23 protein-coding genes and 1 pseudogene are annotated in these 26,775 nt (G+C 58.3%); 12 read left to right on the top strand and 12 right to left on the bottom strand.

From position 1 onward, the window contains the following. Positions 1-77 precede the first annotated feature (77 nt). The gene (locus tag AB5Y85_RS11580) at positions 78-1,103 is read right to left on the bottom strand and encodes an ABC transporter permease subunit (RefSeq protein WP_257687220.1); all 1,026 of its coding nucleotides are present in this window, start codon (positions 1,101-1,103) and stop codon (positions 78-80) included. 15 nt (positions 1,104-1,118) lie between these two features. Here AB5Y85_RS11580 and AB5Y85_RS11575 point away from each other — a divergent pair, with 15 nt between their 5' ends. From AB5Y85_RS11575 to AB5Y85_RS11535, 9 genes are all read left to right on the top strand, one after another. Next, positions 1,119-1,418: a hypothetical protein gene (locus AB5Y85_RS11575; protein ID WP_257687221.1), complete on the top strand. Its 300-nt coding sequence runs from the start codon at positions 1,119-1,121 to the stop codon at positions 1,416-1,418. A gap of 425 nt (positions 1,419-1,843) precedes the next feature. After that, on the top strand, positions 1,844-4,474 hold the full coding sequence (locus tag AB5Y85_RS11570; RefSeq protein WP_101531449.1) for a TonB-dependent receptor: 2,631 nt from the start codon (positions 1,844-1,846) through the stop codon (positions 4,472-4,474). A 108-nt stretch (positions 4,475-4,582) separates the two neighbouring features. Beyond that, a complete protein-coding gene (locus AB5Y85_RS11565; protein ID WP_005343435.1) occupies positions 4,583-5,347 on the top strand; it encodes a DUF3450 domain-containing protein in 765 nt (254 codons plus the stop codon). Beyond that, complete coding sequence (locus AB5Y85_RS11560) at positions 5,344-6,717, top strand: MotA/TolQ/ExbB proton channel family protein (protein WP_101531450.1); 1,374 nt, start codon at positions 5,344-5,346, stop codon at positions 6,715-6,717. The genes AB5Y85_RS11565 and AB5Y85_RS11560 overlap by 4 nt, the downstream gene beginning before the upstream one ends. A gap of 10 nt (positions 6,718-6,727) precedes the next feature. After that, a complete protein-coding gene (locus tag AB5Y85_RS11555; RefSeq protein ID WP_005338936.1) occupies positions 6,728-7,255 on the top strand; it encodes a MotA/TolQ/ExbB proton channel family protein in 528 nt (175 codons plus the stop codon). A gap of 67 nt (positions 7,256-7,322) precedes the next feature. Further along, a complete protein-coding gene (locus tag AB5Y85_RS11550; protein WP_005338933.1) occupies positions 7,323-7,730 on the top strand; it encodes a biopolymer transporter ExbD in 408 nt (135 codons plus the stop codon). Positions 7,731-7,746: 16 nt separating this feature from the next. After that, positions 7,747-8,382, top strand: a complete 636-nt coding sequence (locus AB5Y85_RS11545; RefSeq protein ID WP_005343441.1) for an energy transducer TonB — start codon at positions 7,747-7,749, stop codon at positions 8,380-8,382. Positions 8,383-8,393: 11 nt separating this feature from the next. Further along, a complete protein-coding gene (locus AB5Y85_RS11540; protein ID WP_005349455.1) occupies positions 8,394-9,635 on the top strand; it encodes a lipopolysaccharide assembly protein LapB in 1,242 nt (413 codons plus the stop codon). A 511-nt stretch (positions 9,636-10,146) separates the two neighbouring features. Further along, positions 10,147-11,067 carry a L,D-transpeptidase family protein gene (locus AB5Y85_RS11535; RefSeq protein WP_101531283.1) on the top strand — a complete coding sequence of 307 codons (921 nt, stop codon included), beginning with the start codon at positions 10,147-10,149 and terminating at the stop codon, positions 11,065-11,067. A 91-nt stretch (positions 11,068-11,158) separates the two neighbouring features. On the opposite strand, the gene sppA is transcribed toward AB5Y85_RS11535, so the two are convergent. Continuing rightward, entirely contained in the window at positions 11,159-13,003 is a 1,845-nt protein-coding gene (gene sppA / locus AB5Y85_RS11530; RefSeq protein WP_101531282.1) for a signal peptide peptidase SppA, read from the bottom strand. 208 nt (positions 13,004-13,211) lie between these two features. Here sppA and AB5Y85_RS11525 point away from each other — a divergent pair, with 208 nt between their 5' ends. Beyond that, a complete protein-coding gene (locus AB5Y85_RS11525; RefSeq protein WP_257687222.1) occupies positions 13,212-15,239 on the top strand; it encodes an NADPH-dependent 2,4-dienoyl-CoA reductase in 2,028 nt (675 codons plus the stop codon). Between the two features lie 114 nt (positions 15,240-15,353). Continuing rightward, entirely contained in the window at positions 15,354-15,902 is a 549-nt protein-coding gene (locus AB5Y85_RS11520) for an NAD(P)H nitroreductase (protein WP_219264819.1), read from the top strand. Positions 15,903-16,282: 380 nt separating this feature from the next. Here AB5Y85_RS11520 and AB5Y85_RS11515 read toward each other — a convergent pair whose 3' ends face one another. The 3 genes from AB5Y85_RS11515 to AB5Y85_RS11505 form a co-directional block, all read right to left on the bottom strand. Next, the gene (locus AB5Y85_RS11515) at positions 16,283-16,837 is read right to left on the bottom strand and encodes a sugar O-acetyltransferase (RefSeq protein WP_257687223.1); all 555 of its coding nucleotides are present in this window, start codon (positions 16,835-16,837) and stop codon (positions 16,283-16,285) included. 160 nt (positions 16,838-16,997) lie between these two features. Further along, positions 16,998-17,876, bottom strand: a complete 879-nt coding sequence (gene prmA / locus AB5Y85_RS11510; protein ID WP_101531279.1) for a 50S ribosomal protein L11 methyltransferase — start codon at positions 17,874-17,876, stop codon at positions 16,998-17,000. A 537-nt stretch (positions 17,877-18,413) separates the two neighbouring features. Further along, the gene (locus tag AB5Y85_RS11505; RefSeq protein ID WP_101531278.1) at positions 18,414-19,430 is read right to left on the bottom strand and encodes a zinc-binding alcohol dehydrogenase family protein; all 1,017 of its coding nucleotides are present in this window, start codon (positions 19,428-19,430) and stop codon (positions 18,414-18,416) included. A 100-nt stretch (positions 19,431-19,530) separates the two neighbouring features. Here AB5Y85_RS11505 and AB5Y85_RS11500 point away from each other — a divergent pair, with 100 nt between their 5' ends. Continuing rightward, on the top strand, positions 19,531-20,403 hold the full coding sequence (locus AB5Y85_RS11500; RefSeq protein WP_240533712.1) for a LysR family transcriptional regulator: 873 nt from the start codon (positions 19,531-19,533) through the stop codon (positions 20,401-20,403). 1 nt (position 20,404) lies between these two features. Here AB5Y85_RS11500 and AB5Y85_RS11495 read toward each other — a convergent pair whose 3' ends face one another. From AB5Y85_RS11495 to AB5Y85_RS11465, 7 genes and pseudogenes are all read right to left on the bottom strand, one after another. Next, positions 20,405-21,832: a PTS transporter subunit EIIC gene (locus AB5Y85_RS11495; RefSeq protein WP_100654445.1), complete on the bottom strand. Its 1,428-nt coding sequence runs from the start codon at positions 21,830-21,832 to the stop codon at positions 20,405-20,407. Between the two features lie 89 nt (positions 21,833-21,921). Further along, the gene (gene panF, locus AB5Y85_RS11490) at positions 21,922-23,379 is read right to left on the bottom strand and encodes a sodium/pantothenate symporter (RefSeq protein WP_101531276.1); all 1,458 of its coding nucleotides are present in this window, start codon (positions 23,377-23,379) and stop codon (positions 21,922-21,924) included. Continuing rightward, positions 23,369-23,632, bottom strand: a complete 264-nt coding sequence (locus AB5Y85_RS11485) for a YhdT family protein (protein WP_005338912.1) — start codon at positions 23,630-23,632, stop codon at positions 23,369-23,371. Before AB5Y85_RS11485 ends, panF begins: the two co-directional genes overlap by 11 nt. A 127-nt stretch (positions 23,633-23,759) precedes the next feature. After that, complete coding sequence (accC, locus tag AB5Y85_RS11480; protein ID WP_005338910.1) at positions 23,760-25,100, bottom strand: acetyl-CoA carboxylase biotin carboxylase subunit; 1,341 nt, start codon at positions 25,098-25,100, stop codon at positions 23,760-23,762. A gap of 15 nt (positions 25,101-25,115) precedes the next feature. After that, entirely contained in the window at positions 25,116-25,574 is a 459-nt protein-coding gene (gene accB / locus AB5Y85_RS11475; protein WP_005338908.1) for an acetyl-CoA carboxylase biotin carboxyl carrier protein, read from the bottom strand. A 36-nt stretch (positions 25,575-25,610) separates the two neighbouring features. Continuing rightward, positions 25,611-26,060 (bottom strand): type II 3-dehydroquinate dehydratase, encoded by a 450-nt coding sequence (gene aroQ, locus AB5Y85_RS11470; protein WP_005338907.1) that lies wholly within the window; start codon positions 26,058-26,060, stop codon positions 25,611-25,613. Positions 26,061-26,348: 288 nt separating this feature from the next. After that, a pseudogene (locus AB5Y85_RS11465) lies at positions 26,349-26,775 on the bottom strand (acetyl-coenzyme A synthetase); the annotation flags it as partial.

Genomic DNA, 26,775 nt, shown 5'->3' with positions numbered 1-26,775 from the left:
AACAAGGGCAACGCAGATATCGGAGACGATATAGCGTGATATCGGCATCGGCATGGCAATAGAGGTCTGGTTCATGGTCAGTCTCCAAACCGCACGCGCGGATCAACGAGGGCAACGCAGATATCGGAGACGATATTGCCTATCAGCATCAGCATGGAGGTGATGGCCAGAATGCCCATGACGGTGGGGTAATCCCGCTCGACGATAGCCTCGTAACCGAGCAGGCCGATGCCGTCGATGTTGAAGATGGTCTCGATGAGGAAGGAGCCGCCAAAGAAAACGGTGAGCACAGACCCCAGGTGGCTGGCGATGGGGATCAGGCTGTTGCGCATGGCGTGGTTGGTGACTGCCTTGCGAAACGGCAACCCCTTGGCCACGGCGGTACGCACATAATCCGCCGACAGGTTCTCCATCAGGCTGTTTTTCATGGTCATGGTGAGGATGGCGAAATCGCCGATGGCGTAGGCGATAAGCGGCAGCAGGGCGTGGGCAAAGACAGTGCGGATCTGATCCCAGCTGCTCTCCATGTATTCAAAGTCGTCCCCCGGAAAACCGCCCATCGGCAGCCACTCCAGATGGAAGGCGAAGACGGTGATGAGGAAGATCCCCACCACGTAGGCGGGCAGGGCATAGGCCATGTAGATAAGCATGGAGCTTAACGAGTCGAAGCGGCTGTTGTGCCTGAGCGCCTTGGCCACCCCGAGCGGAATGGAGACCGCATAGCTCAGCAGAAAGGTTGCCAGTCCGAAGAAGGCGGTAACGGGGAGCCGCTCCTTGATGAGATCCCACACCGGCTCGTAGTAGCGGGTTGATTCGCCCAGATCCAGCACCGCCAGCTTCTGCAGCCACTCCCAGTAGGCGACCAGCATCGGCTTGTCGAGCCCATAGAAGGCCTTGAGCTCCTCGATCTGTTCATCGGAGAGGGCCTGCGCCCCCTTGCTGCCGCTGGAGCGGCCGGATTCATTCTGGGAAACCTGGGCTTGCAGCAGCATGCGTTCGACCGGACCGCCCGGCACGAAACGGGTGATGGTGAAGACGAGCAGGGTGATACCGAGAAACGTCGGGATGATCAAAAGCATCCGGCGTAGGAAATACGACAGCATGATGGAACCTCGTCCTTGTTGTTCTTTTTTTGCGGCCAGTCAAATCCGGTGACGGGCCTGTCCTTCCTGGCATTACGCGCTGGATTGGTTGCCAAACAGCAGACAATCCTCTTGGCCACTGTAAAAGCTCTGCAACAAAAATCAAGTACAAGGAAATGGAAAACTGGGACAAATGACCCGCTGAGACCAAAAGCACCGAAAAATGACGTTTTTTATCTGAAAAGTGAAAATCAAAACAAAACGCTACTGCTCAACATTATTTTAAAAAATATAAACAGCTGTTTGTTTGAGCCTTGGGTGTTTTTAACTTGTTGATTGCTAATGCTTTTGTTTGTGGTGTGAAATTGAAGGAAAACGATGTCATCTCGACGATTTTATCTGTTATCCCCATGAGAACGGTCAGGTGAAACCCTCATGAAGTTAGTGTTTTATTCTTATTAATGCCGATAAATCAAAATAAGATATAAACGGACAGCACGTTAACTAATAAGTTCATCAAATTTTAATTCAGCGCCATTTACGCCGTTTAACAATGTCTTTACATTGCGCGAGTTGTTTTTGGCAGAATTATTCACTAATTATACCGGTCAAAATTAATACACTCCGCTTATTCTACGCCTGACCTCGCCATACCCCTGCTCCATTGACGTCGCCAGTCAAAGATTGATAAGCCTTATACATCGCTCCAAAGAGGGCGGTATCAGGAAGCAAACAATAAACAACCAGGAAGGATATAAGCGATGCTTAGGAAGAGCAGAATCTCTGCTGCGATTGCGTTCGCCTTGGCGAGCCTTGCGGCGGCCCCATCCGTATCTGCCGAAGAAGGGCAGAACGTCGAAAAACTGCAGAAAATCAAAGTCACTGGCTCCCGTATCTCCCGTGTTGATGTTGAGACTGCACAACCTGTGCAGGTGATGAGCAAAGCCGACATCGAAAGAAGTGGTTTAACTTCTGTTGGTGATATTCTGCAGCGTATTCCAGCTATTTCAGGCCAGGCCCAAAGTACATCTGTTAACAACGGTGGCAATGGTACGGTTACCGTAAATCTGCGAGGTTTGGGCACGCAAAGAACGTTGGTATTGGTGAATGGCAGACGAATGGTGTATGGCGGCTCTGGCGCGAATTCATCTGTTGACCTGAATACTATTCCTGTTGCAATCATTGAGCGTGTTGAGATCCTTAAGAATGGAGCATCTTCCATTTATGGTGCTGATGCAGTGGGCGGTGTGGTTAACATTATCACCAAGACTGGATTTGATGGGTTTGAGCTGAATGGTCAAATTGGTCAAACCAGTAAATCCGATGCAGAAGCTCACGATGTGAACATGGTTGCCGGTGGTTCAACTGATGTTTCCAACTATGTTTTCTCTGCAGGTCTCGTTGAAGAAAAAGAAGCAATGGCCGGAGCCCGTTCCTTTTCAAATGTTGATTATGAGCATGACGGCGCGGGAGGCCAGTATATTGGTGGCAGTAGCCGTGTCCCTTGGGGCTATTTCAAAACTAGTCAAGGGGTTTTGACAAAGGGGCCTGAAGGCAGTGCAACCCTTCGTCCATATGATTCTGTTGCTGACGCATATAATTATGCTCCGGCAAACTACTTAAAAACACCAAGCAAGCGCTGGTATACATCCTTTTTTGGAGATCGCTCTCTGGGGCAATTGGGTGTGCTGGGGGAAACAAGGTTTTTCTCTGAAGCTTCTTATTTAAATCGTCAATCAGATTATTTATTGGCCGCGACACCATTGGCTTCAGGTACTGATGGTTTGAATCCCATCTCGAAAGATAATGCATTTAATACAACTGGTGAGGATATATCTGACTGGCGGTATCGTACTATTGAAGCGGGTGGTCGAAATAGGATGTTTGACTCATCAACTAGCCGATTGGTATTAGGCTTTGATGGGCAACTTGAAAACTCCTGGACTTGGGATACAGCGTTTGTGTATGGCAAGACCAAAACGACTGAGTCTGAACAAAATGTGTTTATGAAGGACCGTATTAATAATGCCATTGGCGCAACATCTGCTGATGGCAAGCAGTGTCTTGACTCTGGTGGAAAAGTAATTGCTGGTTGTGTGCCTTGGAACTTGTTTGGTGGTGGCTTAAGCCAGGAAGCGCTCAAATATGCGAGTTTTACCCGTAATGACAATGGCTCAAATGAGCAGCAGTCATTGGAGTTTAACTTGTCTGGTGATTTGCTAGAGTGGCAAGCAGGCACTATCGGGTTTGCTACCGGCTATCAGGTACGCAAGGAAAGTGGCGAAACTAATCCAGATGCATTGGTATCCCTTGGTAATGCAACCGGTAATGCAGAAACAGCCACCAAGGGGAGTTATGACGTTAACTCTTTGTATGGCGAGTTGATCGTTCCATTATTGTCAGATAAGCCTTTCGTAGAGTCTTTGGAAGCGAGTGTCTCTTCACGCTATGACAATTACAGCTCATTTGGTGACAATATCGCGATGGGTTATAGCATTACCTATCGCCCCTATAGTGACCTGATGTTGCGTGGTACTTATTCGGATGTATTCAGAGCACCGACAATTTCTGATCTCTATAGCGGTAAATCACAGAGCTTTGATCCATTGACAGACCCCACCGGTCAAGATGATGATCCGCAAAAGCCAGTTTACTACGGTGGTAATAGCGAGCTAAAACCAGAGCAAGGATATAGTACCTCTTTGGGGGCGGTATATTCACCTTCGTATATAGAGAATGCATCTCTGACAGTCGATCTCTGGTCGGTTAAACTGGATGACGTTATTGATGTTGTTAATCCTCAATATATGTTGGATCAGTGTTTTTCTAGTGGCCAGTTCTGCGACAAGATAGATCGAGCGCCAGATGGAAAAATAATGGGGATTGATGCCACCTATGCAAACTTGAATTCGTTGGAAACCAATGGCATAGATTTCAATGTTAAATATGCCTACGATTTCGATTTTGCAATGCTTGCTGCTAACTGGGAGAACTCATACTTAAAGAAATATGAGGTGACTCAGCCAAATGGTGAAACACTGGATTATGCGGGCTCGTTTGTGAGCGACCAAATTGGAAATTATTCAAAGTGGCGCTCAACAATGTCATTGGATCTGTTTAATGAAAAAGTGGGAGGAAGTTGGTCTGCGCGCTATATCAAAGGTGTTACTTACACAGATAGTGATATAGACTTTAAAGTACCCAGCATGGTTTACCATGACTTGAACGCACGGTATCAAGTAACCAATGAGCTGCGTTTAACTGCAGGTATTAATAACGTGTTTGATAAAACACCGCCACTTATCTTGAATGCACTGTCAGCGAATACAGATACCGTTACTTATGATGTGCTCGGTAGAACTTATTATCTGAGAGCGAATTACAAGTTCTAATCAACCCTGTTGATATACAACCTCAGCCGGCCCGGTCGGGCCGGCTGTGCCCAACGTCCAAGGAAGTTACGGAGATAGGGTAATCCTATGAAGACAAGGACCATTACAATGAAGAAAGCGCTCCTTGGCAGCCTGGTTTCGGCCGCCTTGTTGACCAGCTTCAATCTGAGTGCCGCCACTGCCGGTCAGGCCGTGGACGCTCAAGCCGCCACCGACAACGCATCCAAAGTTTCCCAGCAGAAGATCGACAGCTATGCCGAATCTGCCGAATCCGCACTGGCCCAGTACAAGGCAGCCCTGCGTCAGGTCGACAGTCTGCGCACCTACAACGAGCAGGTGAGCAAGATGGTCGAGTCCCAGAGTGCCGAGCTGGCGTCGATGCAAAAGCAGATCGCCCAGATTGATCAGACCAGCACCGAAGTGGTGCCCCTGATGCTCAAGATGATCGACTCCCTCGAGCAGTTTGTGGCGCTGGATCTGCCGTTCCAGAAGGTCGAGCGCGAGGACCGCGTAGCAGCCCTGACCGACCTGATGAACCGGGCCGATGTCACCATCTCCGAGAAGTACCGCAAGATCCTGGAGGCCTACCAGATCGAGGAGGGCTTCAGCCGCACCATCGAATCCTACAAGGCGAGCCTGGACAAGGATGGCAGCGAGAAGACCTACGAGTTCCTGCGGGTTGGCCGCATCGCGCTGCTCTATCAATCCCCGGATGGCAATGAGACCGGGATGTGGAACAAGAAGACTCGCCAGTGGGAAGAGTTGCCCCAGGAGTATCGCAGTGCGGTTGAACAGGGCCTTCGCATCGCCAAGAAGCAGGCGCCTCCCGCGCTGATCAAGCTGCCGGTTCAAACTGCGGAGAAAGCATCATGAAAGGAATCAAACTTGCGATTGCCTCCCTGATTGCGGGAGCAACCCTGGTCACCCTGCCGGTGACCGCCGCCGAAAAACCGGTGGATCTCAATGCGCTGCTGAACCAGGTCAAGGCCTCCAGCCTGAGCGAATCCCAACTCAACAAGGAGCGGGAAGCCCGCTTCCTGGCTGACAAGAACGAGCAGGGGGCGCTGCTGGCCAAGGCCAAGGCCGAGCTGGCTGCCGAAACCGCCAAGGGCGAGCAGCTCAAGGCGACCTTTGATGCCAACGACAAGCAACTGACCGAGCTGACTGAAACCCTGCGCCAGCGTTCCGGCAACATGGGGGAGATGTTCGGCGTACTGCGTCAGTTCGCCGGTGAGTTCAAGGGGATCTTCAACGCCTCCGCTCGTCGGGTCGAGCATCCGGAGCAATCCGCCCTGTTGACCCGTCTGGCCGAGAGTAAAGAGCTCCCCTCCAGCAACGATCTGGAAGCGTTCTGGACCACTACCCTCAGCCGCATGGTGGACGGTGGCAAGGTGAGCCAGATCCCGGCGACCGTGGTCTACGGCGAAGGCAACCAGGCCGAGAAGACTGTCACCCAGATCGGCGAGTTCAACACTGTCTCCGAAGGCAAGTACCTCACCTTCGTGCCGGAGACCGGCAAGTTCGAGCAGCTCTCCCGTCAACCGGAGAAGAGCGTGCTGGCTCCCATCGCCGAGTTTGAACAGGGTGGTGACGGGGTCAAACCCATCTTCATCGACCCGTCTCGCGGCGTGATCCTCTCCCTGCTGGTGCAGTCACCGACCCTCAAGGAGCGTATCGATCAGGGTGGTTCCGTGGGTTATGTGATCCTGGCATTGGGGGTCATCGGTACCCTGCTGGCCATCTTCTGCGGTATCCGCCTGTCGCTGATCGGCTCGTCCATGCGCAAGCAGCTGAAATCTGACCAGATCATCAAGGGCAACCCCATTGGTGACATGCTGGGGGCCTACCAGAGCCATCGCGGTGACAACATCGAGGATCTGGAGTCCAAGCTCGACGAGATCATCCTGCGCAATGTGCCCAAGTTCGAGAAGGGCATCAGCATCATCAAGCTGATCGCCTCGGTCGCGCCGCTGCTGGGCCTGCTCGGTACCGTAGTGGGGATGATTGCCACCTTCCAGGCCATCACATTGTTCGGTACCGGCGATCCCAAGCTGATGGCGGGCGGTATCTCCGAGGCGTTGGTGACCACTATGCAGGGGCTGGTCGTCGCCGTGCCCATGCTGTTCCTCTACACCATAGTGCAGACCCAGAGCCGTCGTCTGATCCAGGTGCTGGAAGAGCAGAGCGCCGGTTTCGTCGCCCGTTATCAGGAACGTCTGCACGCCTCCAAAGCCGCAGCGTAAGGAGTCACCCATGTGGTTCTGGTTGATTGAAGAAGTCGAGTCGGTCCGCCGGTTTTTGGGATTGGGGGGCGATGTACTGGTCGCCCTGTTCTTCCTGACCCTGATGATGTGGGCCCTGTTGCTGGAGCGCTGGTTCTACTTCATGGCGGTCTACCCCAAGCAGGTGAAGCAGACCAAGGCCACCTGGCTGGCCCGTACCGATCATCTCTCCTGGTCTGCCAAGCAGATCCGCCGCGAGCTGGTCTCACGGGTTGCCATGGCGGTGGACAAGGGGATGCCGGTCATCAAGGTGCTGATCGCTCTCTGCCCGTTGATGGGGCTGCTCGGTACCGTGGTGGGGATGGTGCAGGTGTTTGACACTTTGGCCATCACCGGCACCGGTTCGCCGCGGGCGATGGCATCGGGGATCTCCAAGGCAACGGTACCGACCATGGCGGGCATGATCGCCGCCCTTTCCGGCCTGTTTTTTGTCAACCAGCTCGATCACAAGGCCAAACTGGCGGTGCAAAAGCTGGAAGACAACCTGAAACACGGCTGATGCAGGATGCATACCCCCGGTGAGGCATGGCCTGCCGGGGGCACAGAACAAGCAAGGAGTTTCTGCTATGAGAAAACGTTACAGCGACAGCGGTGCTGACGAGGCGGCTATCGATTTGACCCCCATGCTGGACATAGTGTTCATCATGCTGATCTTCTTCATCGTCACCACCTCCTTCGTCAAGGAGTCCGGTGTCGAGATCAACCGTCCCAGTGCCAGCACGGCCGAGACGGTGAAGAAGGGCAATATCATGGTCGCGGTGCGCGAAAACGGTCAGGTCTGGGTCGACAAGCGGGTGGTCGAGGTGGGGGCGGTACGCGCCAACATCGAGCGGCTGCGGGCCGAAAACCCGGAGAGCGCCGTGGTGATCCAGGCCGATAACGAATCCCGTTCCGGTCTGGTGGTGCAGGTCATGGATCAGATCCGCATGGCCGGTGTCCAGAACATCTCCATCGCGGCAGACAAGAGCAGCTGATGCCGGAGAGAGACCTATGAGATACCTGATATCGTTGGCGGTCTCCTGTGTGGTGGTGTTCTTTCTGTTTCTGGGAATGAACAAGCTGATCACACCGGATCACCGGGAGCTGGTGGAGAAGGATGACGTCACCATGACCGATTTCATCCGCCTCAAGCCCCAGGAGACCCTGCAAGAGAAACAGCGGGAGCTGCCCAAACCGCCGCCGCCCAAGCGTCCGCCGCCGCCTCCCGAGATGGAAGTGGCCAGCACGGATCGGCCGAAGATGGAGAGCGCGCCGATGGACATGCCCAAGCTCGACATCCCGGTCAACATCGGTGGTGGCAACGCGCTGGGTGCCTACAGCACCGGCGGCGGTGGTGGTGGCGTCGGTGGCAACAACGGCGCCATTCCGCTGGCAACCTTCGAGCCCATGATGCCCCGCAAGGCGGCACTGGCGGGGCTGGCCTCCGGCAAGGTGCTGGTGGAGTTCACCGTCACCGAGCGCGGCACCGTCAGCAACGTGCGGATCGTCAAGGAAGAGCCGCGCAGCTATGACCTCGGCAAAGAGGCGCGCAAAACCATCGCCAAGTGGACGTTCAAACCGGCCATGGTGGATGGCAAGCCGCAGGCGAGCCGGATGCAACAAGAGATCGAGTTTGCGGTCAACTAAGGAAGGTGGCGATGAACAAGTTACACAAGATGATCCTCGCCCCGGTCGCCATGGCGGTGCTGCTCAGCACCGCCAGTTGGGCCGCCGAGCAGCCGGCCCTGTCGGATCGGGCCTATCGGGCGGTCAACAAGGCGCAGGAGCTGATCACCGAGAAGAAATACGGTGAGGCCAATGCCAAGCTGCAAGATGCGCTCTCCGGCGCGGGCGAGCGGGTCTACGACAAGGGAGTCATATTGCAGACTCTCGGTTTCGTGGCCGCCCAGCAGGAGAAATACGGTCAGGCGACCAAGTACTTTGCCGATGCCATCGCGACAGGCGGCCTGCCGCCACCGGTGGCCCAGCAGGTGCGCTACAACCTGGCCCAACTCTATATGGCGGAGGGTAATTATCAGGGCTCGATCAAGACCATGAAGGAGTGGTTTGCCAACCAAGGCAAGGATGACAAGCCCAACTCCCATGCCTATATCACGCTGGCCAACGCCCACGTGCAGCTCAAGCAGTACCGTGACGCGATCCCGGCGGTGGATCAGGCGATCAAGCTGTCGGCAGGTAAAGCGCCGGAGTCCTGGTATCTGCTGAAGATGGGCGCTCACTACGAGCTGAAACAGTACAAACCGGCGACCGAGGTGCTGACCTCTCTGGTCAACATGTTCCCGGAGAAGAAGAAGTACTGGACCCAGCTGTCGGCCATGCATATGCAGGCAGGCAACGATGCCAAGGCGCTGGCGGCGCTGGAGTCGGCCTACAACCTCGGCATGTTGACCGAGGCCGCCGAGCTGCAGCGCCTCGCCAACTACCTCGCCTTCACCGGTATTCCCCATCGCGCCGCACGGGTGATGGAGAAGGGGATGAAGGACGGGGTGATTGAGCAGAGCGCCAGCAACTACAAGACCCTGGCCAACTACTGGCATCAGGCCAAGGAGCTGGATCCGGCCATCGACACCCTGGCCAAGTCCTACCAGCTTGCCCCGAGCGCCGAATTGCAGCTGAAAATGGCGCGCATGATGATCCAGAGCAAGCGCTATCAGGATCTGGTGGCGCTGGCCGCCAAACCGGCAGCCAATGCCAATGGTGAACAGCGGGCGGATCTCAAGTTCCTGACCGGGGTCGCCTATTTTGAGCAACAAAAGCCGAAGGAGGCCCTCAACGCCTTCACCCAGGCGGCTCAGAATGGCAACGTCAGTGGTCGTGCATCTCCGTGGATCAGCTTCCTCAAAGAGCAGAATGGCACCGGAGAGGCAGCCGTCCAGTAATTCCAATGACAACTACCTGTAGTCCCTTTTATGGTTGCCTGGTGGCTCCATTAACCGCTCTTCGGAGCGGTTTTTTTATGGTGGCTGCCAGCACCGGCTGGTGGCCGACGCAGGGTTTTATCCCTCTTCATGCCAATACAGAGCCTCCCTCGACATTGGCCTATCTCCCCGGATGCGACAAACGTTTTAGCTAGGGCTGCAACCGTGACACAAGGTGGCGCAGCGCTGTGGCTGACGGGAGCTCGGGTGGCTCGCTGCCAGGCGGGCCGTGCCATTCATCTTTCTCTTTGCTGCGACTTGCCAGTGTGGCTTTTGCCCTGTTGATAAGCGTCACATCGAAAACGGCTACTTTTAACAAGAAAAGCAACATATGGAAGTTGAAATTTTGGCCGACTCAGGAAAGAATGCGCGCTCGGTTATTGGCGTCGTGGGGCAGGTTGACCCGCCACCGGCAGACCGAGGATGAGACGGCCCCCGGCCCATTTGGTACAGGAAACCACACAGGAATTTTATGAATCCCCTTCGCACTGCCGCTTCGGCCCTTTTATGCACATTTTCGCTGGTCAGCCAGCAGGCTGCCGCTGTCGAGTACCGTCTGCCTGCGGCCAACAGTCGCCTGATCGGTGAAAACCAGGAATACGTGGTGCCTGCGGACAACCGTCCGCTGGAGCAGATCGCTGCTGACTTCCAGCTGGGTCTGACCAACATCATGGAAGCCAACCCGGGCGTTGATCCCTATCTGCCGAAAGCGGGTAGCACCCTGATCATCCCCCACCAGCTGATCCTGCCCAACGCGCCCCGCGAAGGGATCGTCATCAACGTTGCCGAGATGCGTCTCTACTACTACCCGAAAGGGAAGAACGTGGTGGAAGTGCTGCCCATCGGCATCGGTCAGCTGGGGGTAAACACCCCGGAGAACTGGATCACCAAGGTAGAGCGCAAGCGCGCCAACCCGACCTGGACCCCGACCGAGAACATCCGTCGCCGCTATGCCGCCCAGGGCAAGACTCTGCCGGCAGTATGGCCAGCCGGTCCGGATAACCCCATGGGTCTGCACGCCCTCTACATTGGCAACCTCTATGCCATCCACGGCACCAACGCCACCTTCGGTATCGGTCTGCGGGTGAGCAGCGGTTGCGTGCGTCTGCGCGCTGACGACATCAAGTATCTGTTCGACAACGTGCCGGTCGGCACCCGCGTCCAGTTCGTCAACCAGCCGGTCAAGACCACGGTCGAGCCGGATGGCGGTCGCTACATGGAAGTACACGAGCCGCTGTCGCGCACCGAGGAGGAGTTCAACTCCACCGCCTCCGTGCCGCTCCCGATGACACCGGCTATCACCCGCTTCATCGCTCACGCCGAGTCTGACTCCAACGTGGTCAAGCAGGTGCTGGAACAGCGTACCGGTATGCCGACTCGCCTCAATCCCTGATTGAGCAAGTTGGCGGTGCCGCGCGCACTGGCTGAATAAAGAAAACGGCGACCAGATGGTCGCCGTTTTTTATGGGGCATTCGCCGCTTGCTTACTGCACGCAGACCGGACAGAAGGCGTAGGTGCCTTGCGGATCGTTGAAGCGGGTGAGCGGGTCGAGACTGCGGTTCACTTCCACCAATGCCTTGCCAAATCCAGCTGGCAGCCAGCTTTGCAACTGGGGGGCCAGCACTTGGGCACTGCTGTCAAACAGCTGGCGCAGGAACTTGTCCTTGGTGGACTCCTCCTGCTCGATGGGGGTGACCTGCCACTCCTTGAGGTTGGCCAGTTCGGCGGCGGCCTTGATGGCGTCATCCAGATTGCCGAACTCGTCCACCAGCCCCAGGGCCTTGGCATCTTCGCCGGTCCAGACCCGGCCTTCGGCCGCTTTCTCTGCCTCTTCCGGGCTCAGACCACGACCCTTGCTGACCAGACCGATGAAGCGCTGGTAGGTATCTTCCACGCTCAGCTGGATTGCCTGACCGACGTGATCCGGTAGGGCGCGGGTCGGGCCGACGCCGACGTAATCTGTGGTGCCAACCCCGTCGGTATGCACGCCGAACTGGGCCAACGCCTTGTCGATGGTGGCGAACATGCCGAATACCCCGATGGAGCCGGTGAGGGTGGTCGGGGAGGCGAAGATCTTGTCCGCATCGGCGGAGATCCAGTAGCCACCGGAGGCGGCATAGCTGCCCATGGAGACCACTACCGGCTTGCCTGCCTGTTTCAGGGCCAGCAGCTCGGCGCGGATCTGCTCGGCGGCGAAAGCGCTGCCGCCCGGGCTGTCGACCCGCAGGACCACGGCTTTGACCTTGTCATCGCGGCGGGCATCGGCCAGCAGGTCGGAGAGGCTGTCGCCGCCGATGGTTCCGGCAGGCTGGACGCCATCCATGATGGCGCCGCTGGCGACCACCAGACCCACCTCATCCTTGCCGCTCTGGGGATATTGTTCCGGAATGGCAGCCAGATACTCTTTCAGGCCGACCCCTTTCCAGCCGTGGTCGTCCGCTTCACCCACCTCTTTAATGACCGCCTGGGTCATCTCGTCGCGGGTGGCCAGCTGATCCACCAGACCGTTGTCGAGGGCGTAGTTGGCGGCATTGCCACCGGCCTTGCGCAGCAGCTCGAGGAAGCGCTCCTTGCCCGGTGCGACCGCATCGGGTTCGATCTCCCGCTGCTCGGCGACATCAGCCACATAGGATTGCCACAGCTGATCCAGCCAGCGCTGGTTCGCCTCTTTGCTCTCGGGGGACATCTCGTCGCGGGTATAGGGTTCGACGAAGGATTTGTAGGTACCGACCTTGAACACGTGCGGGGTGATATTGAGCTTCTCCAGCGCCGACTTGAAGTAGGTCTGGTAGACGCCAAGCCCCTCGATCACCACGGCGCCGCTCTGGTTGAGCAGCACGTGATCGGCGTGGGCCGCCAGCAGGTATTGCCCCTGAGTGTAGAAGTCAGCCATGGCGATCACCGGTTTGCCGCTCTCCCGGAAGGAGTCGATGGCGCTCGCCACCTCCTGCAGTTTGGTGAAGTTGGCTCCCTGCAGCCCTTGCGGCTTGATCACCAGAGCCTTGATGCGCTCGTCATCCTTGGCACTCTTGATGGCCCACAGCAGGTCGGAGAGAACGATCTCGCTCGGCTGCTCGTCGCTGCTGTCCATCTGGCGCAGCAGTTGTACGGTGGGATCTGTCTGGGAGCGTTGCTCCACCAGCACGCCGTTGAGATTGAGGGTCAGCGCGCCTTCGATGGGCGCCTTGGGAGCCTCTTTCTGGCTGACGCTGAAGACGATGACCAGCACTACGATGAGAAACAACAGATTGACCAGCATCAGCCGGGTGAAATTGAGCAGGCGCCACAGGCTGCGGAACAACCAACCCAGACCTTTGAAAATAGACATAGTCGCGTTATCGCCCTGTTAATGGGTAGAGAAGAGCCATTATTAACCAGTTGCGGGCGAAATTGCCATTTCCGACTGGCGGATCCCGTCTATCTTCGTTCAGGGCACGGTTGTTCGCTGAAAATTTGTCCAAACATTTGTTTGAAAAAGAATTTTCGATTCTTTACTCTAGCCTCAGTTTGATAACAAAAAATTAACTGGAGGCATCGTGAGCCGCTATCCGACCCTGCTGACCCCGCTCGACCTTGGTTTTACCCAGCTGCGCAACCGCGTGTTGATGGGCTCCATGCATACCGGCCTCGAAGAGGAGAAGGGCGGTTTTGACAAGCTGGCCGCCTTTTATGCCGAGCGCGCCCGTGGTGGCGTTGGCCTTATCGTCACCGGCGGCATTGCCCCCAATCTGCGCGGTCGGCTGGTGCCTCACGGCTCTCAGCTGAGCTTTCCTTGGCAGGTGAGCAAGCACAAGAAGGTGACCAGCGCCGTGCATCAGGAGGGAGGCAAGATAGCGCTGCAGATCCTCCATGCCGGTCGTTACGCCTATCATCCGTTCAGTCTGGCGCCGAGCGCCCTCAAGGCTCCCATCTCCCCATTCAAACCGCGCGCCATGAGCGAACGGCAGATCCGCGGCACCATTCGCGACTTCGCGGCTACAGCAGCGCTGGCCAAGGCGGCCGGTTATGACGGCGTCGAGGTGATGGGCTCGGAAGGCTATCTCATCAACCAGTTCATCTGCGAGCGCACCAACAAACGTACCGACGGCTGGGGCGGCAGCAGCGAAAACCGGATGCGCTTCCCGGTGGAGATTGTCCGCGCCATTCGCGAGCGGGTCGGCACCGACTTCATCATTATCTTCCGCCTCTCCATGCTGGATCTGGTGGAGCAGGGCTCGACCCTGGAAGAGGTAATCGCCCTTGGCAAAGCGCTGGAAGCGGTGGGGGTGACCCTGATCAACACCGGCATCGGTTGGCACGAAGCGCGTATTCCCACCATCGCCACCAGCGTGCCGCGCGGCGCCTTTAGCTGGGTGACCGCCGAGCTGAAAAAACACCTCAAGGTGCCCCTCATTACCACCAACCGTATCAACACCCCGGAGGTGGCCGAGCGGATTCTGGCGGGCGGCGAGGCGGATATGGTTTCCATGGCGCGCCCCTTCCTGGCTGATCCCGAATTTGTCATCAAGGCGGCCGAGAATCGGGCGGACGAGATCAACACCTGCATCGCCTGCAATCAAGCCTGCCTCGACCATGTGTTCAAGCAGAAGCGCGCCTCCTGTCTGGTCAATCCCCGCGCCTGTTTCGAGACCGAGCTGACCTTTGGCCGCGTGCCCCAGCCCAAAAAGCTGGCGGTGGTGGGGGCGGGCCCCGCCGGGCTGGCGTTTGCCTGCTACGCTGCCGAGCGCGGTCATCAGGTGAGCCTGTTCGATCAGGCCAGCGAAATCGGCGGCCAGTTCAACTTCGCCAAGCAGATCCCGGGTAAGGAGGAGTTTCACGAGACTCTGCGCTATTTCGCCAAACGGCTGGAGAAGTGCGGTGTCGAGCTTTACCTTGGTCAGCGCCAGAGTGCCGAGAGCCTACTCGGCGGCGGTTTTGACGAGGTGATCCTTGCTACCGGTATCCGTCCGCGCACCCCCAATATCCCGGGGATCGAGCATCCCAAGGTATTGAACTACCTCGATGTATTGCGGGATCACAAGCCGGTCGGCCAGAAGGTGGCGGTGATCGGTGCCGGCGGCATCGGTTTCGATGTGGCTGAGTATCTGGTAGAGAAGAAGGTGGAGATGGATGCCGATGGGCACCGTGATCACTGGCTCAAGGAGTGGGGCATCGACAAACAGCTTGGCGAGCGCGGTGGCCTCACGGCTCCTGAAATCGACGCCCCCGAGCGCCAGATCTGGCTGCTCCAGCGCAAGGAGAGCAAGGTGGGTGATGGCCTTGGCAAGACCACCGGCTGGATCCACCGTACCGTGCTCAAGAACCGCAAGGTGCAGATGCTCTCCGGGGTCCAATATCTGGGGATCGATGACGAGGGCTTGCATATTCAAGTGGGCGAGACCAAGCAGTGTCTGCCGGTGGATCAGGTGATCGTCTGCGCCGGGCAGGAGCCCCTTAAAGAGCTACAGGCCGGGTTGCAGGCGGCAGGCAAGCCGGTGCATATCATCGGTGGAGCCGACGTGGCTGCCGAGCTGGATGCCAAACGCGCCATCCGGCAAGGGGCCGAGCTGGCAGCCGTCATCTAGCCAGCGGCGCCTTCTTGCCCTTTATTGTGCGATAAACCCCTGAGCCTCAGGGGTTTTCTTCATTCGGCGCTGTGCTAAGGTAGCGCCATCATTGCCCCAGAGAAGGAATTGCCCATGGATGCCCTCACCCTGTTGCTCAATCGCCACTCCTGTGGCCGTCTCGCCGATCCCGCTCCGAGCGGTGAGGTGCTCGACAATATCCTCAAGGCGGGCTTGCGCGCGCCGGATCACGGCACCCTGACTCCCTGGCAGTTCATTCTGTTCGAAGGGGAGGGGCGCGAGCGGCTGGGCAAACTGCTGGCCGAGGCGGCCCGTGCCCGCGGTGAAGATGAAGAGAGCATCAAGAAGTGCAGCGAGGCACCGCTGCGGGCACCGCTGGTCATCGCGGTGGCAACCCGTTATCAGGATCACCCCAAGGTGCCGAAACTGGAGCAGGAGCTCTCTGCCGGTTGTGCCCTGATGGCGATGCAGATGGCAGCGCAGGCACAGGGCTTCAACGGTATCTGGCGCTCCGGCTGGTTTATCTTCGATGAGCAGATCAACAAAGGATTGGGACTGGCGGCAGAGGATCAGCTGGTGGGTTTCCTCTATCTCGGTACTCCCATGCTGGAAGCACGCAAACTGCGCGAGCTGCCGCTCGATGAGTTTGTCCGCCGTTTCTGACTTTTCGCCACGTTGCGGTTGAGAGAAGCAAAGCCTCGAGAAATCGGGGCTTTTCTGTTTAACCGTGAATAGTAACCAGAGAAATTGGGGAAAATAAATGGGTCAAAGAGGCTTCGCGCGCCATAGCAGGTAATTATTTAAATAGTGCGATGTACCTCGCAATCCTGTTGTATTTTACTATGTAAAACGTTTGCGTGTTCGCTAATATCTCCCTGCCAGTTTAGAAGGGCACTCCTTCTAATTTTTCTGCGATGAGAGTCGCAATTCCGTAGCACCTTTTAACAGCCCAACGTCTTCGTGACATTGGGCTTTATTTTTTATGGGGTGTCGGGGCTGTTGTGAACTGATGGCGGCATCAAGATGCAGCCCGGTTGGCAGCCTTATGCCCTGTTTTTGGCTGGCAGGATCCGGGCAGGGTTGCCGACTACCCGAGCACCGGCCGGTACATCTTTGGTGACTACGGCACCCGCGCCGACGATCGCCTCCCGCCCTATGGTGACGCTGGGCAGCAAGATGGCACCGCCCCCAATCCAGACCTTATCTTCAATGGTGACCGGCAGCGCCGTCTCTGTTCCCTGAATCCGTTCGTCGGCCTCCAGTGCATGGGCTGCGGTATAGATCTGCACGTTTGGTCCAATCATCACATGGGCGCCGATGTGGATGGGGGCATTGTCCAGCAGGGTCGCCCCCATATTGATGTAGGAGTCCTTGCCCAGGTGGATGTGGCGGCCATAGGTACAGTAGAGGGGCGGGCAGATAAAGGCGTTCTCTGCCAGTTCGCCAATCAGCTCCGCCAGTAGTGCCCGCTGCTCAGCCTCATCTTCCGCCTGATTGAAACGGCGATAGCGCCGTGCCGCCTCCCGGCGCAGCTGGGCCAACTCGGGTGCCATGCAGTTGTACGGTTGGCTGCTGATCATCTTCTGGTATTCGCTCATGGCAGGGCCTCAATGATGTGGAAGAACGATGTTAATCCCTCATTGGCCAGAGAAGCGTGAACCGTCCCCCAGAGTGGGAAAAGGGAGAAACAACAAGAGCACCCTCGGGTGCTCTTGTTTGATAGCGACAATAGCTTGCAACCTTAGTTGCTGCCCGCAGTTAGCCGTGCTTGCGGCCGGAGAGGCGGCACCACTCCTCCTTGACGGCTGTCGGATCCATCTCGAACCACTGGCCGTAGATGGTTTCCAGCTCCGGGGCCTGGCTTTCCAGCACGCCGGAGAGGGCCATCAGGCTGCCCGGCTTGCCGTGGCCGGCGATAAGTGGAGCCAGTTCGCGCAGCGGGCCGGCCAGGATGTTGGCGACCACCACGTCCGCTTCGACATCTTGCGGCTGGTCGGCCGGCAGATAGAGCTCAATCTGGTCGGCGACGCCATTGCGCGCGGCGTTGTCGCGGCTGGCCTGGATAGCTTGCGGGTCGATGTCGATGCCGATGACGCGGGCGGCACCCAGTTTCAGGGCTGCGATGCCGAGAATGCCGGAGCCGCAACCAAAGTCGACCACGGTTTTACCGGTCAGATCGAGGCCGTCCAGCCACTGCAGGCAAAGCGCGGTGGTGGGGTGGGTACCGGTACCGAAGGCCAGACCCGGATCCAGCATGACGTTGACTGCATCGGGGTTCGGCACATCGCGCCAGCTCGGGCAGATCCAGAGGCGCTCGCCAAACTGCATCGGGTGGAAGTGATCCATCCACTCGCGCACCCAGTCCTTGTCCTCCAGTTGCTCGACCTTGTAGCCGATATTTTCGCCGAAGATCTGCTGGAAGAAGGCGATAGTGGGGGCCGGATCGGTTTCGGCATCGAACAGACCCATCACTTCGGTCTCGCCCCAGAGCGGGGTTTCACCGGGCATGGGTTCATAGACGGGCACATCCTTGGCATCCATAAAGGTCACCGCCTGGGCTCCACGCCCCAGCAGCATGTTGCTCACCTTGTCTGCGGTCTTGGCAGTGGCGTTGATTCGAATTTGTATCCAGGGCATGGCGTCGACTCTTCATAAATGTGAAACCGCGAGATTCTACCATCATGGGGCAGTGCTGTCGTGGTTTGCCCATGACGTGGAGGGATTCGGGGGCTTTTGCCGGATTGGCACGGTTCCTGTATTGCTCTATGCAGGCGAAGACGACCGGTTTTCGCTGAACGCTTTGCTCAAGTTCCGTCATCTTTCACTGCCACCCTCGGGTGGCATTTTTTTATCTGCACTTGTTTGCCTGGTAAACAGTCTGCCAGACAAAAAAAGAGCAAGGTCGGCACCTTGCTCAAGGACGGGCTGACGCCGTTTTGGCGCATTCATGCTGCTGTTGGCACGCCAGATGCAAAGACTAATATGTCCTGCATAAGGATATGTGTGTGATTGTTACCCCAATGTTCAGGTATTCAGGCCATTTCTCGCGAAATGGCCTCTTTTTTGGCTGATTGTCGGACGTTGGCCTGCCACAGGCTGTCATGAGTGCCGCTGATTGTGCCCGTTTGGGGCATCTCCTTGGTGAACTTATCCCATCATGGTGCGTTGGAGGGCTTAGTTGGCAAAGCCGCACATGTCGATCACCAGCTTGCCTACCATGCGTCCCGCTTCCACCTCGGCATGGGCCTGAGCCAGCGTGACCGGGTTCAGTGACGGGATGGTTCTGGTCAGAGTGGTCTGCAGTACTCCTTCATCGACCAGTGCCGCCACCCGGCCGAGCAGGCGGTGCTGCTCGATCATGTCCGGCGTCTGGAACAGGGAGCGGGTGAACATGAACTCCTGGCTGAAGGTGACGCTCTTGCTCTTGAGCAGAGAGAGAGCCCACGGCTCGCTCGATTCGGCGATGGTGCAGATATGGCCAAACGGGCGGATCAGCCCTGCCATGGTGGCCCAGTGCTCGGCGGTGGCGTTGGTGCAGAAGATGGCATCGACCTGAGTGATGCCAAGGGCGGTCAGCTCCTCCTGCAACTTGTGGTGGTTCACGACCTGATGGGCCCCCATCTCGAGGCACCACTCGCGGCTCTCGGGGCGGGAAGCGGTAGCAATCACCTCCATACCGGTGAGCTGGCGGGCCAGCTGGATGGCGATGGAGCCCACGCCACCGGCGCCGCCGATGATCAGCAGTTTGCCACGGCTTTCGCGGGTAAGAGCGAAGCGCTCGAACAGGGTCTCCCAGGCGGTGATGGCGGTCAGCGGCAGGGCGGCGGCCTCCACATCGCTCAAGCTGGTGGGGGCGATCGCGGCGATGCGCTCATCCACCAGTTGCAGGGCGCTGTTGCTGCCCGGGCGGCTGATATCGCCGGCATACCAGACTCGGTCGCCCGCCTTGAACAGGGTCACTTCGCTGCCGGTGGCGATCACTTCCCCCACCGCATCCCAACCCAGTACCCGGGGTGAGCTTTCAATTTTGGCCTTGGGGGAGCGCACCTTGGTATCTACCGGATTGACGGAGGTGGCGGTGACCCGCACCAGCAGATCCCGCGGGCCCGGAACCGGATCGGGCAGGTTGGCGGCGATGAAGCAGTCGGGGTGGTCGCTTGGCAGATAGTGAGTCAGGGCAATGGCTTTCATGGTTTTTCCTTTCAAATCGCTGTGTTCGGGATTGCCACTCACTCTAGTCTGGTTGATTATCAAGATTAAGATGGGTAATCGGTAAAGACTGTTTGAATATATGAACAATGTCGATCTGGAGTTGATGGGACTGTTTGCCACCGTGGTGGAGCAGGGAAGCTTTACCCGGGCCGCCGAGCTGCTTGGTATGCCCAAGTCATCGGTGAGCCAGAAGATCTCGCGGCTCGAATCCCAGCTCGGGGTGCGGCTGTTGCAGCGCACCACCCGCAGGTTGAGCCTGACCCCGCAGGGGGAGCTCTATGTGGAGCACTGTCAGGGGCTACTGGCACTGGCCCGCAGCGCCAATCTGGCGATGGCACGGCTGCGCTCGGCCCCGGCGGGGCGGGTGCGGATCACCGCCCCCGAGGCGACCGGCACCCTGCTGCTTGGCAGGATCCTCGCCGAGTTTCGCGCTCTCTATCCCGAAGTGGTGCTGGAGTTGACCCTGAGTGACGAACAGCTCGATCTGGTGGGGGAGGGTTACGATCTGGCGCTGCGGGCGGCGCCGCTGAAAGACTCCAGCCTCATCTGTCGGCGTATCGGTGAGGTGGCACGCCATCTGGTGGCCGCACCTGCCTATCTGGCGGCCCACGGCATGCCGCAACAGCTGAGCGAGCTGGGCCGCTATGCCTGTCTGGTGCACTCGGCCATGCCGGTGTGGCCATTGCAGGAGGGTGGCTGGCGGCCGCAGGGGGCCTGTGTCAGCAACAGCTTGCTGGCGCTGCGGGAGATGGCGCTTCATGACGGGGGGATTGCCCTGTTGCCCCACCATGTCTGTGAAGGGGATTTGGCGGCGGGGCGGCTGCAGAAGGTGTTGCCGGATCAGCCCATTCCGGCCAACCCGTTTTACCTTATCTATCCGAGTCGGGAGCATCTGGCTCCCGCCCTGCGCACCCTGATGGATTTCTTGGCCGAGCGGTTGCCGTTTGCCTGAGTTACCAGCTGCTCTGGCTGGCCGACTCCTGATTTGGTTTGAGGCCGAGCGGGACCGACTGGCGCTCCGCCAGCATGCGGATCTGCCCTTCAATCAGGCTGGCGCTGGGGCCCAGCACCAGCACCAGCTGGTGGTCGTTGAGCTGGATCCAGGAGAGGCAGCCCAGGCCCAGCAGGCGGGATTCATCCACCAGTGAAATATCGCGTACCCGCAGGCTGAGGCGGGTGATACAGACACTCATCGCCACCAGATTGTCCATCCCACCCAGCACCTTGAGGTACTGGATCGCCAGCATCTGCGGGTCTGAGGGGGCAACGCTGGCAAGGCGCGGATGCTCCACCGCGATGGGCTTGCTCGGCATGCTGAGGGGCGCGCGCTCCAGCAGTTGATAGAACAGCAGGGTGTAGGCAACGAAGAACAGGATACCGACCGGAATGAGCCAGAAGCTGTGCTCCCCTGCCTGATAGCTCAGCACCAGATCCAGCAGGCCGGCGGAGAAGTAGCTGCCCACCTTGATCCCCAGCCCGCTACAGACAGCGAGCGACAGTCCGGTCAGCAGGGCGTGGGCGAGAAACAGCCAGGGGGCGGTAAAGGCGAACAGAAATTCGATAGGCTCTGTGATCCCCACCAGTGCCGAGGTGAGCGCCAGGGTGAGCAGCAGCCCGCCCTGTGGCAGCCGCTGCATCCGCTGGCGGTGCAGCCAGATTGCAAAACAGGCGCCCGGCAGGCCGAACATGATGATGGGGTAAAGACCGGCCACATACCCTTCATGAAGGGGTTGGGCGGTGGCCAGCGCCTGCAGGTTGCTCTCGCCAAGGCCGATGACGCTGCCCAATACCTGATGGAGCCCGAGCGGGATCAGCAGTCGGTTGAGGGTGCCGTAGCAGAAGGCGCCAAACGGCGTGGTGAGCAGCTCGGAGGTGAGCAGGGTCAGCCCGCGCTCCAGTGGCGGCCACAGCAGCGAGAGGGGGATGGCGATCAGCAGGCAGGCCAAGGCCGACACCAGCAGGCTGGGAAACTCCCCCTTGGCGATCTGCAGCCAGCGGGGCAGGGTTTGCTGGTGTACCCAGGGGTAGATGATGGCGGTGGTGAGCCCCGCCAGCAGGCCGCAGATCATGTCGGCGTGCAGGTTGGGGGCCAGCGTATTGAAGGCGGTGCTGAGCAGCAGGAAGTTGACCGCACCCGCCAGCGTCTGTCCGCCCAGCTCTTGCCGACTCAGGCCAAAGGCGATCGCCACCGCATAGATAAGCGGCATCTGGCTGAAGATCGCCTGACCGGTGAGGGAGAGCACCGCCAAATCGAGCACGTCGGGTTGCCCAAGCCGGTAGATCAACGCCGCCATCGGCAGGATGGAGACGGGCAGCAGCAGGGCATAACCGAGCCGCTGCAGGGCTTGAGTAACGACTTGTCGAGTGGCTTTAACGGGCATACAGCGGCTACGTTCTGTGACTTGGCGCACAGTTTAACCGGAAAACACCTATTTGGGGATAGTTTTGGAACCCCTAATTTATATTTTTATTATTTCTGCCCGAAAAGCTCGCGCACTTCCCGCGATGGCGGTGCCGTCAGCAGGCTGACCGTGATAAAGACCACCAGCGCCAGTGTAAGGCTTGGCACGATGGCGTGCAGGCCAGCCAGCTTGATCCCCCACTGACTGAGTACCCCATAGCTGACGATGCCGCTGACCATGCTGGCCAGTGCGCCCGGGCCGTTGGCCCGCGACCAGTAGAGGCCGAGCACCAGCGGCCAGAGGAACACCGCCTGCAGGCCGCCAAAGGCGAGCAGGTTGAGCCAGATGATCATCTCGGGCGGTTGCAGCGCCGCCAGCAGCACCAGGGTGCCGAGGATCAGGGTGCAGAGCAGGGAGAGGCGGGGGATGCGCACCTCCAGCTTCTCCTGCTTTGGACTCAGATAGTTGAGGTAGAGATCCTTCACCAGAGTGGCGGAAGCCTGGATCAGCTGGGAGTCGATGGTGGACATGATGGCCGCCATCGGCGCTGCCAGAAAGACCCCGGCCAGCCAGGGGGGCAGCACTTCCATCATCAGGGAGGGCATGATCTTGTCCGGGCTGTCCATGCCCGGCAGGATGGCGCGGCCAAGGGCGCCCGCCAGATGCATGCCGAACATCAGCAGGGCGCTGACTACTGTGCCGATCAGAATGCCGCGATGGAGCGCCTTGCTGTCGCGATAGCCAAAGCAGCGCAGCGCCGAGTGGGGCAGCCCCACCACCCCGACACAGACCAGGATCCAGAAGCTCAGCATAAAGGGCTGGGTCAGCATGTCGCCAGCCCCTTGCGGGCTTACCAGTTTGGGATCGATCTCCCTGAGCTGGTGGATGAGGTTCGGCAGGCCGTCACCGGCAATCAGAATTCCCGCCAGCAAGGCGCCGGTGCCGATCAGCATGATGATCCCTTGCAGGGCATCGGTCATCACCACCGCGCGAAAGCCGCCGATGATGGTGTAGAGCAGCACACAGCTGGCAAACAGCATCAACCCCTGCTGGTAGGAGAGGCCGGTGGCGGTCTCCAGCAGGCGAGCGCCGCCGATAAACTGCACCACCATGGTTGCGATAAAGGCGAGGATGATAGTAATGGAGCCGAGGATCACCACCGCCTTGCTCTGGTAGCGGGCCCACAGCATGTCGTTGATGGTCACCGCATTGACCCGGCGGGCGATGATGGCGAACTTCTTGCCAAGCACCCCCAGAGTGAGCCAGACGGTGGGCAGCTGGATCATCGCCAGCAACACCCAGCCCAGACCGATCTTGTAGGCCGCGCCCGGCCCACCGATAAAGGAGGAGGCCGAGGTGTAGGTAGCCACTAGCGTCATCGCCAGCACCAGCCCGCCCATGCTGCGGTTGCCGATGAAGTACTCCTGCACGAAGTTGCCTTCTGCGCGATGGCGGCTGGCCCAGAAACCCACCCCCAGCACCAGCACCAGATAGATGACGAGCGGCAGCATCAACTCAAGATTCATGGGATGACTCCTTGCCGGAAGGGGAGTGGGTATCGAGGGGGATCTCCACAAACAGCCGGTTCACCATCAGGGCGCAGAGCAGAATGAACAGCAGCGGCATCACCATGCAGCTGAGCAGGAACCACAACGGCAGCCCCCACAACTCCAGCTGGAGCGGGATAAAATAGGCGGTGCCATACCAGGCAAAGAAGTAGAGCAGGGTCAGCAGCAGGCAGAAAGCTGCTTCCCGGCGGGCGAGAGCAAAACGGTTCACCTTGGCCTCCGACAAATTTGAGGGGCGCAAGGATAACAAAAAAGGGCCATGTCGCCATGGCCCTTTTTCAGCAGAGGCTCCTTGCGGAGCAGACTTCCACCGGAAGTCCGGTCTCTATCAGCGATCCTTACAGACCTAACTTCTTGTGCAGGTAGTGGATATTGGTGCCACCGTGCTGGAAGTTTTCGTCTTTCATGATCTCTTTTTGCAACGGTACGTTGGTCTTGATCCCTTCCACCACCAGCTCGTCCAGCGCATGGCGCATGCGGGCGATGGCAATGTCACGATTCTCGCCGTAGCAGATCAGCTTGCCGATCATCGAATCGTAGTGGGGCGGTACCTTGTAACCGGCATAGATGTGGGAGTCCCAACGCACGCCCAGACCACCCGGCGCGTGGAAGCGCTGCACCAGACCCGGAGAGGGCATGAAGGTGGCCGGATCTTCGGCGTTGATCCGGCACTCGATGGCATGGCCACGGATGCGGATATCCTGTTGGGTGATCGACAGGGGCTGACCGGCGGCGATGCGCAGCTGCTCCTTGATCAGATCGATACCGGTGACCATCTCGGTGACCGGATGCTCAACCTGAATACGGGTGTTCATTTCGATGAAATAGAACTCGCCGTTCTCGTACAGGAACTCGAAAGTACCCGCACCGCGGTAACCGATCTCGATACAGGCGCGCACGCAGCGCTCACCGATGAACTTGCGCATTTCGGCAGTGATGCCGGGCGCCGGCGCCTCTTCCACCACTTTCTGGTGGCGACGCTGCATGGAGCAGTCACGCTCGCCCAGATAGAGGGCGTTGCCCTGGCCGTCTGCCAACACCTGAATTTCGATGTGGCGCGGGTTTTCCAGGTACTTCTCCATGTAGACCATGTCGTTCTTGAAGAACTGGCCTGCTTCGGATTTGGTCAGCGCGATGGCGCCCGCCAGTTCCGCTTCATTGCGCACCACGCGCATACCGCGACCACCACCGCCACCGGCGGCCTTGATGATCACCGGATAGCCGATGCGCTTGGCAATGGCAGCGTTGTGCTTGGCGTCGTTGTCGACGGGACCGTCAGAGCCCGGTACACACGGTACGCCCGCTTTCTTCATCGCTTCGATGGCGGAGACCTTGTCACCCATCAGGCGAATGGTCTCGGCGCGCGGGCCGATGAAGATGAAGCCGGATTTTTCGACCACTTCGGCGAAATCGGCGTTCTCGGAGAGGAAGCCGTAACCCGGGTGGATGGCCACGGCACCGGTTACCTCGGCGGCGGCGATGATGGCCGGGACGTTGAGGTAGGATTCAGTACTGGCCGGTCTGCCGATACAGATGGATTCGTCGGCCAGCAGCACATGTTTGAGCTCCCGGTCGGCGGTGGAGTGAACGGCCACTGTCTTGATCCCGAGCTCTTTACAGGCGCGCAGGATCCGCAGGGCAATTTCACCGCGGTTGGCGATGACTACTTTGTCCAACATGGGTGGCGATTTCCCTTATTCGATGATGAACAGCGGCTCGTCAAATTCGACGGCCTGACCATTTTCAACCAGGATCGCTTTGATCACACCGGCCTTGTCAGACTCGATTTGGTTCATCATTTTCATGGCTTCGACGATGCACAGGGTGTCGCCGACATTGACTTGCTGACCCACTTCCGCGAACGGCTTGGCATCCGGGCTGGAGGAGCGGTAGAAGGAGCCAACCATCGGGGAGCGCATCAGGTGACCGCTCGGGGCGGCATCTGCGGCTGGTGCGGCGGCAACCGGGGCGGCAGCGGCAGGTGCGGCAACCGGAGCGGCTTGCTGCATCATCATCTGCGGCATGGCGGTGGTCACCTGACCGGAGAAGTTGCGGCTGATGCGAACGGACTCTTCACCTTCGGAGATCTCCAGTTCGGCGATGCCGGACTCTTCAACCAGTTCAATCAGCTTCTTGATTTTGCGGATATCCATTAGCATTCTCTTTCTTCTTTATCTGATCAGTGATTATCAAGCCGCGCGCAGATGGTGCACGGCCGCGGTTAAAGCGAATTGGTAGCCATCGGCCCCCAGACCACAAATGACCCCTTTGGCGACATCAGACAGATAGGAGTGATGACGGAACGGCTCCCTGGCATGGACGTTTGACAGGTGAACCTCGATAAAAGGGATGGCGACACCCAGCAGCGCATCGCGAATGGCGACGCTGGTGTGGGTGAAGGCGGCTGGATTGATGATGATAAAATCCACCTGGCCCATGGCCTGATGGATGCGGCCGACCAACTCATGTTCGGCATTGGATTGCAGATGTTCCAGAGTGACACCGAGTTCGCTGGCGTTAAGCTTCAGATCGGCGACGATCTCATCAAGCGTCTTGCTGCCGTAGATACCCGGTTCCCGTTTGCCCAGCAGATTCAGGTTTGGTCCGTTGAGCAGGAGAATTCGGTGATTTTGCGACATATTGAGTACATCCTCGATGATAATGCTGCTATCTATCAGCTATCTTGTGGACTACCAGAAATCTAGCCATTTTCTGCGCAAATCGGTGTGCCCTGGCACACAGATTTCGCAATTATATTGATTTCGTGAAAATTAGCAGCATTTTACTGGTCTAATCTCTACATCTGGCTATTTATTGCACGTTTCGACCTGCGATACTTCGTCGCTGCCACCTTGCTGTTTGCTGGCAGATAAGAAACGACAAAGCCGGCACAGGGCCGGCTTTGTTGAGCAACAAACGAAGCGGGATCAGGCTGCTTCCGACTTCTCGCGGATGAGTTTGTCTACTACCCCCGGATCCGCCAGGGTGGAGATATCCCCCAGGCTGTCGGTCTCGCCGGTGGCGATCTTGCGCAAGATGCGGCGCATGATCTTGCCGGAACGGGTCTTCGGCAGCCCCTCCGCCCAGTGGATCACGTCCGGCGTAGCGATGGCGCCAATCTCCTTGCGCACCCACTCCTTCACCTCTTTGTGCAGCTCGCGGCTCGGCTCTTCCCCGGCGATCAGGGTGACATAGGCATAGATACCCTGACCCTTGATCTCGTGAGGAACCCCCACCACCGCGGCTTCAGCGATCTTGGGATGGGCCACCAGCGCCGATTCAATTTCGGCGGTACCCATGCGGTGGCCGGAGACGTTCAGTACATCATCCACCCGACCGGTGATCCAGTAGTAG

This window comes from Aeromonas sp. R3-1 (assembly GCF_040908345.1).
Classification (GTDB): Bacteria; Pseudomonadota; Gammaproteobacteria; order Enterobacterales; family Aeromonadaceae; genus Aeromonas; species Aeromonas veronii.
The sequence above is the reverse complement of the archived record's forward strand: the minus strand, read 5'-3'. Positions and strand labels throughout refer to the sequence as shown.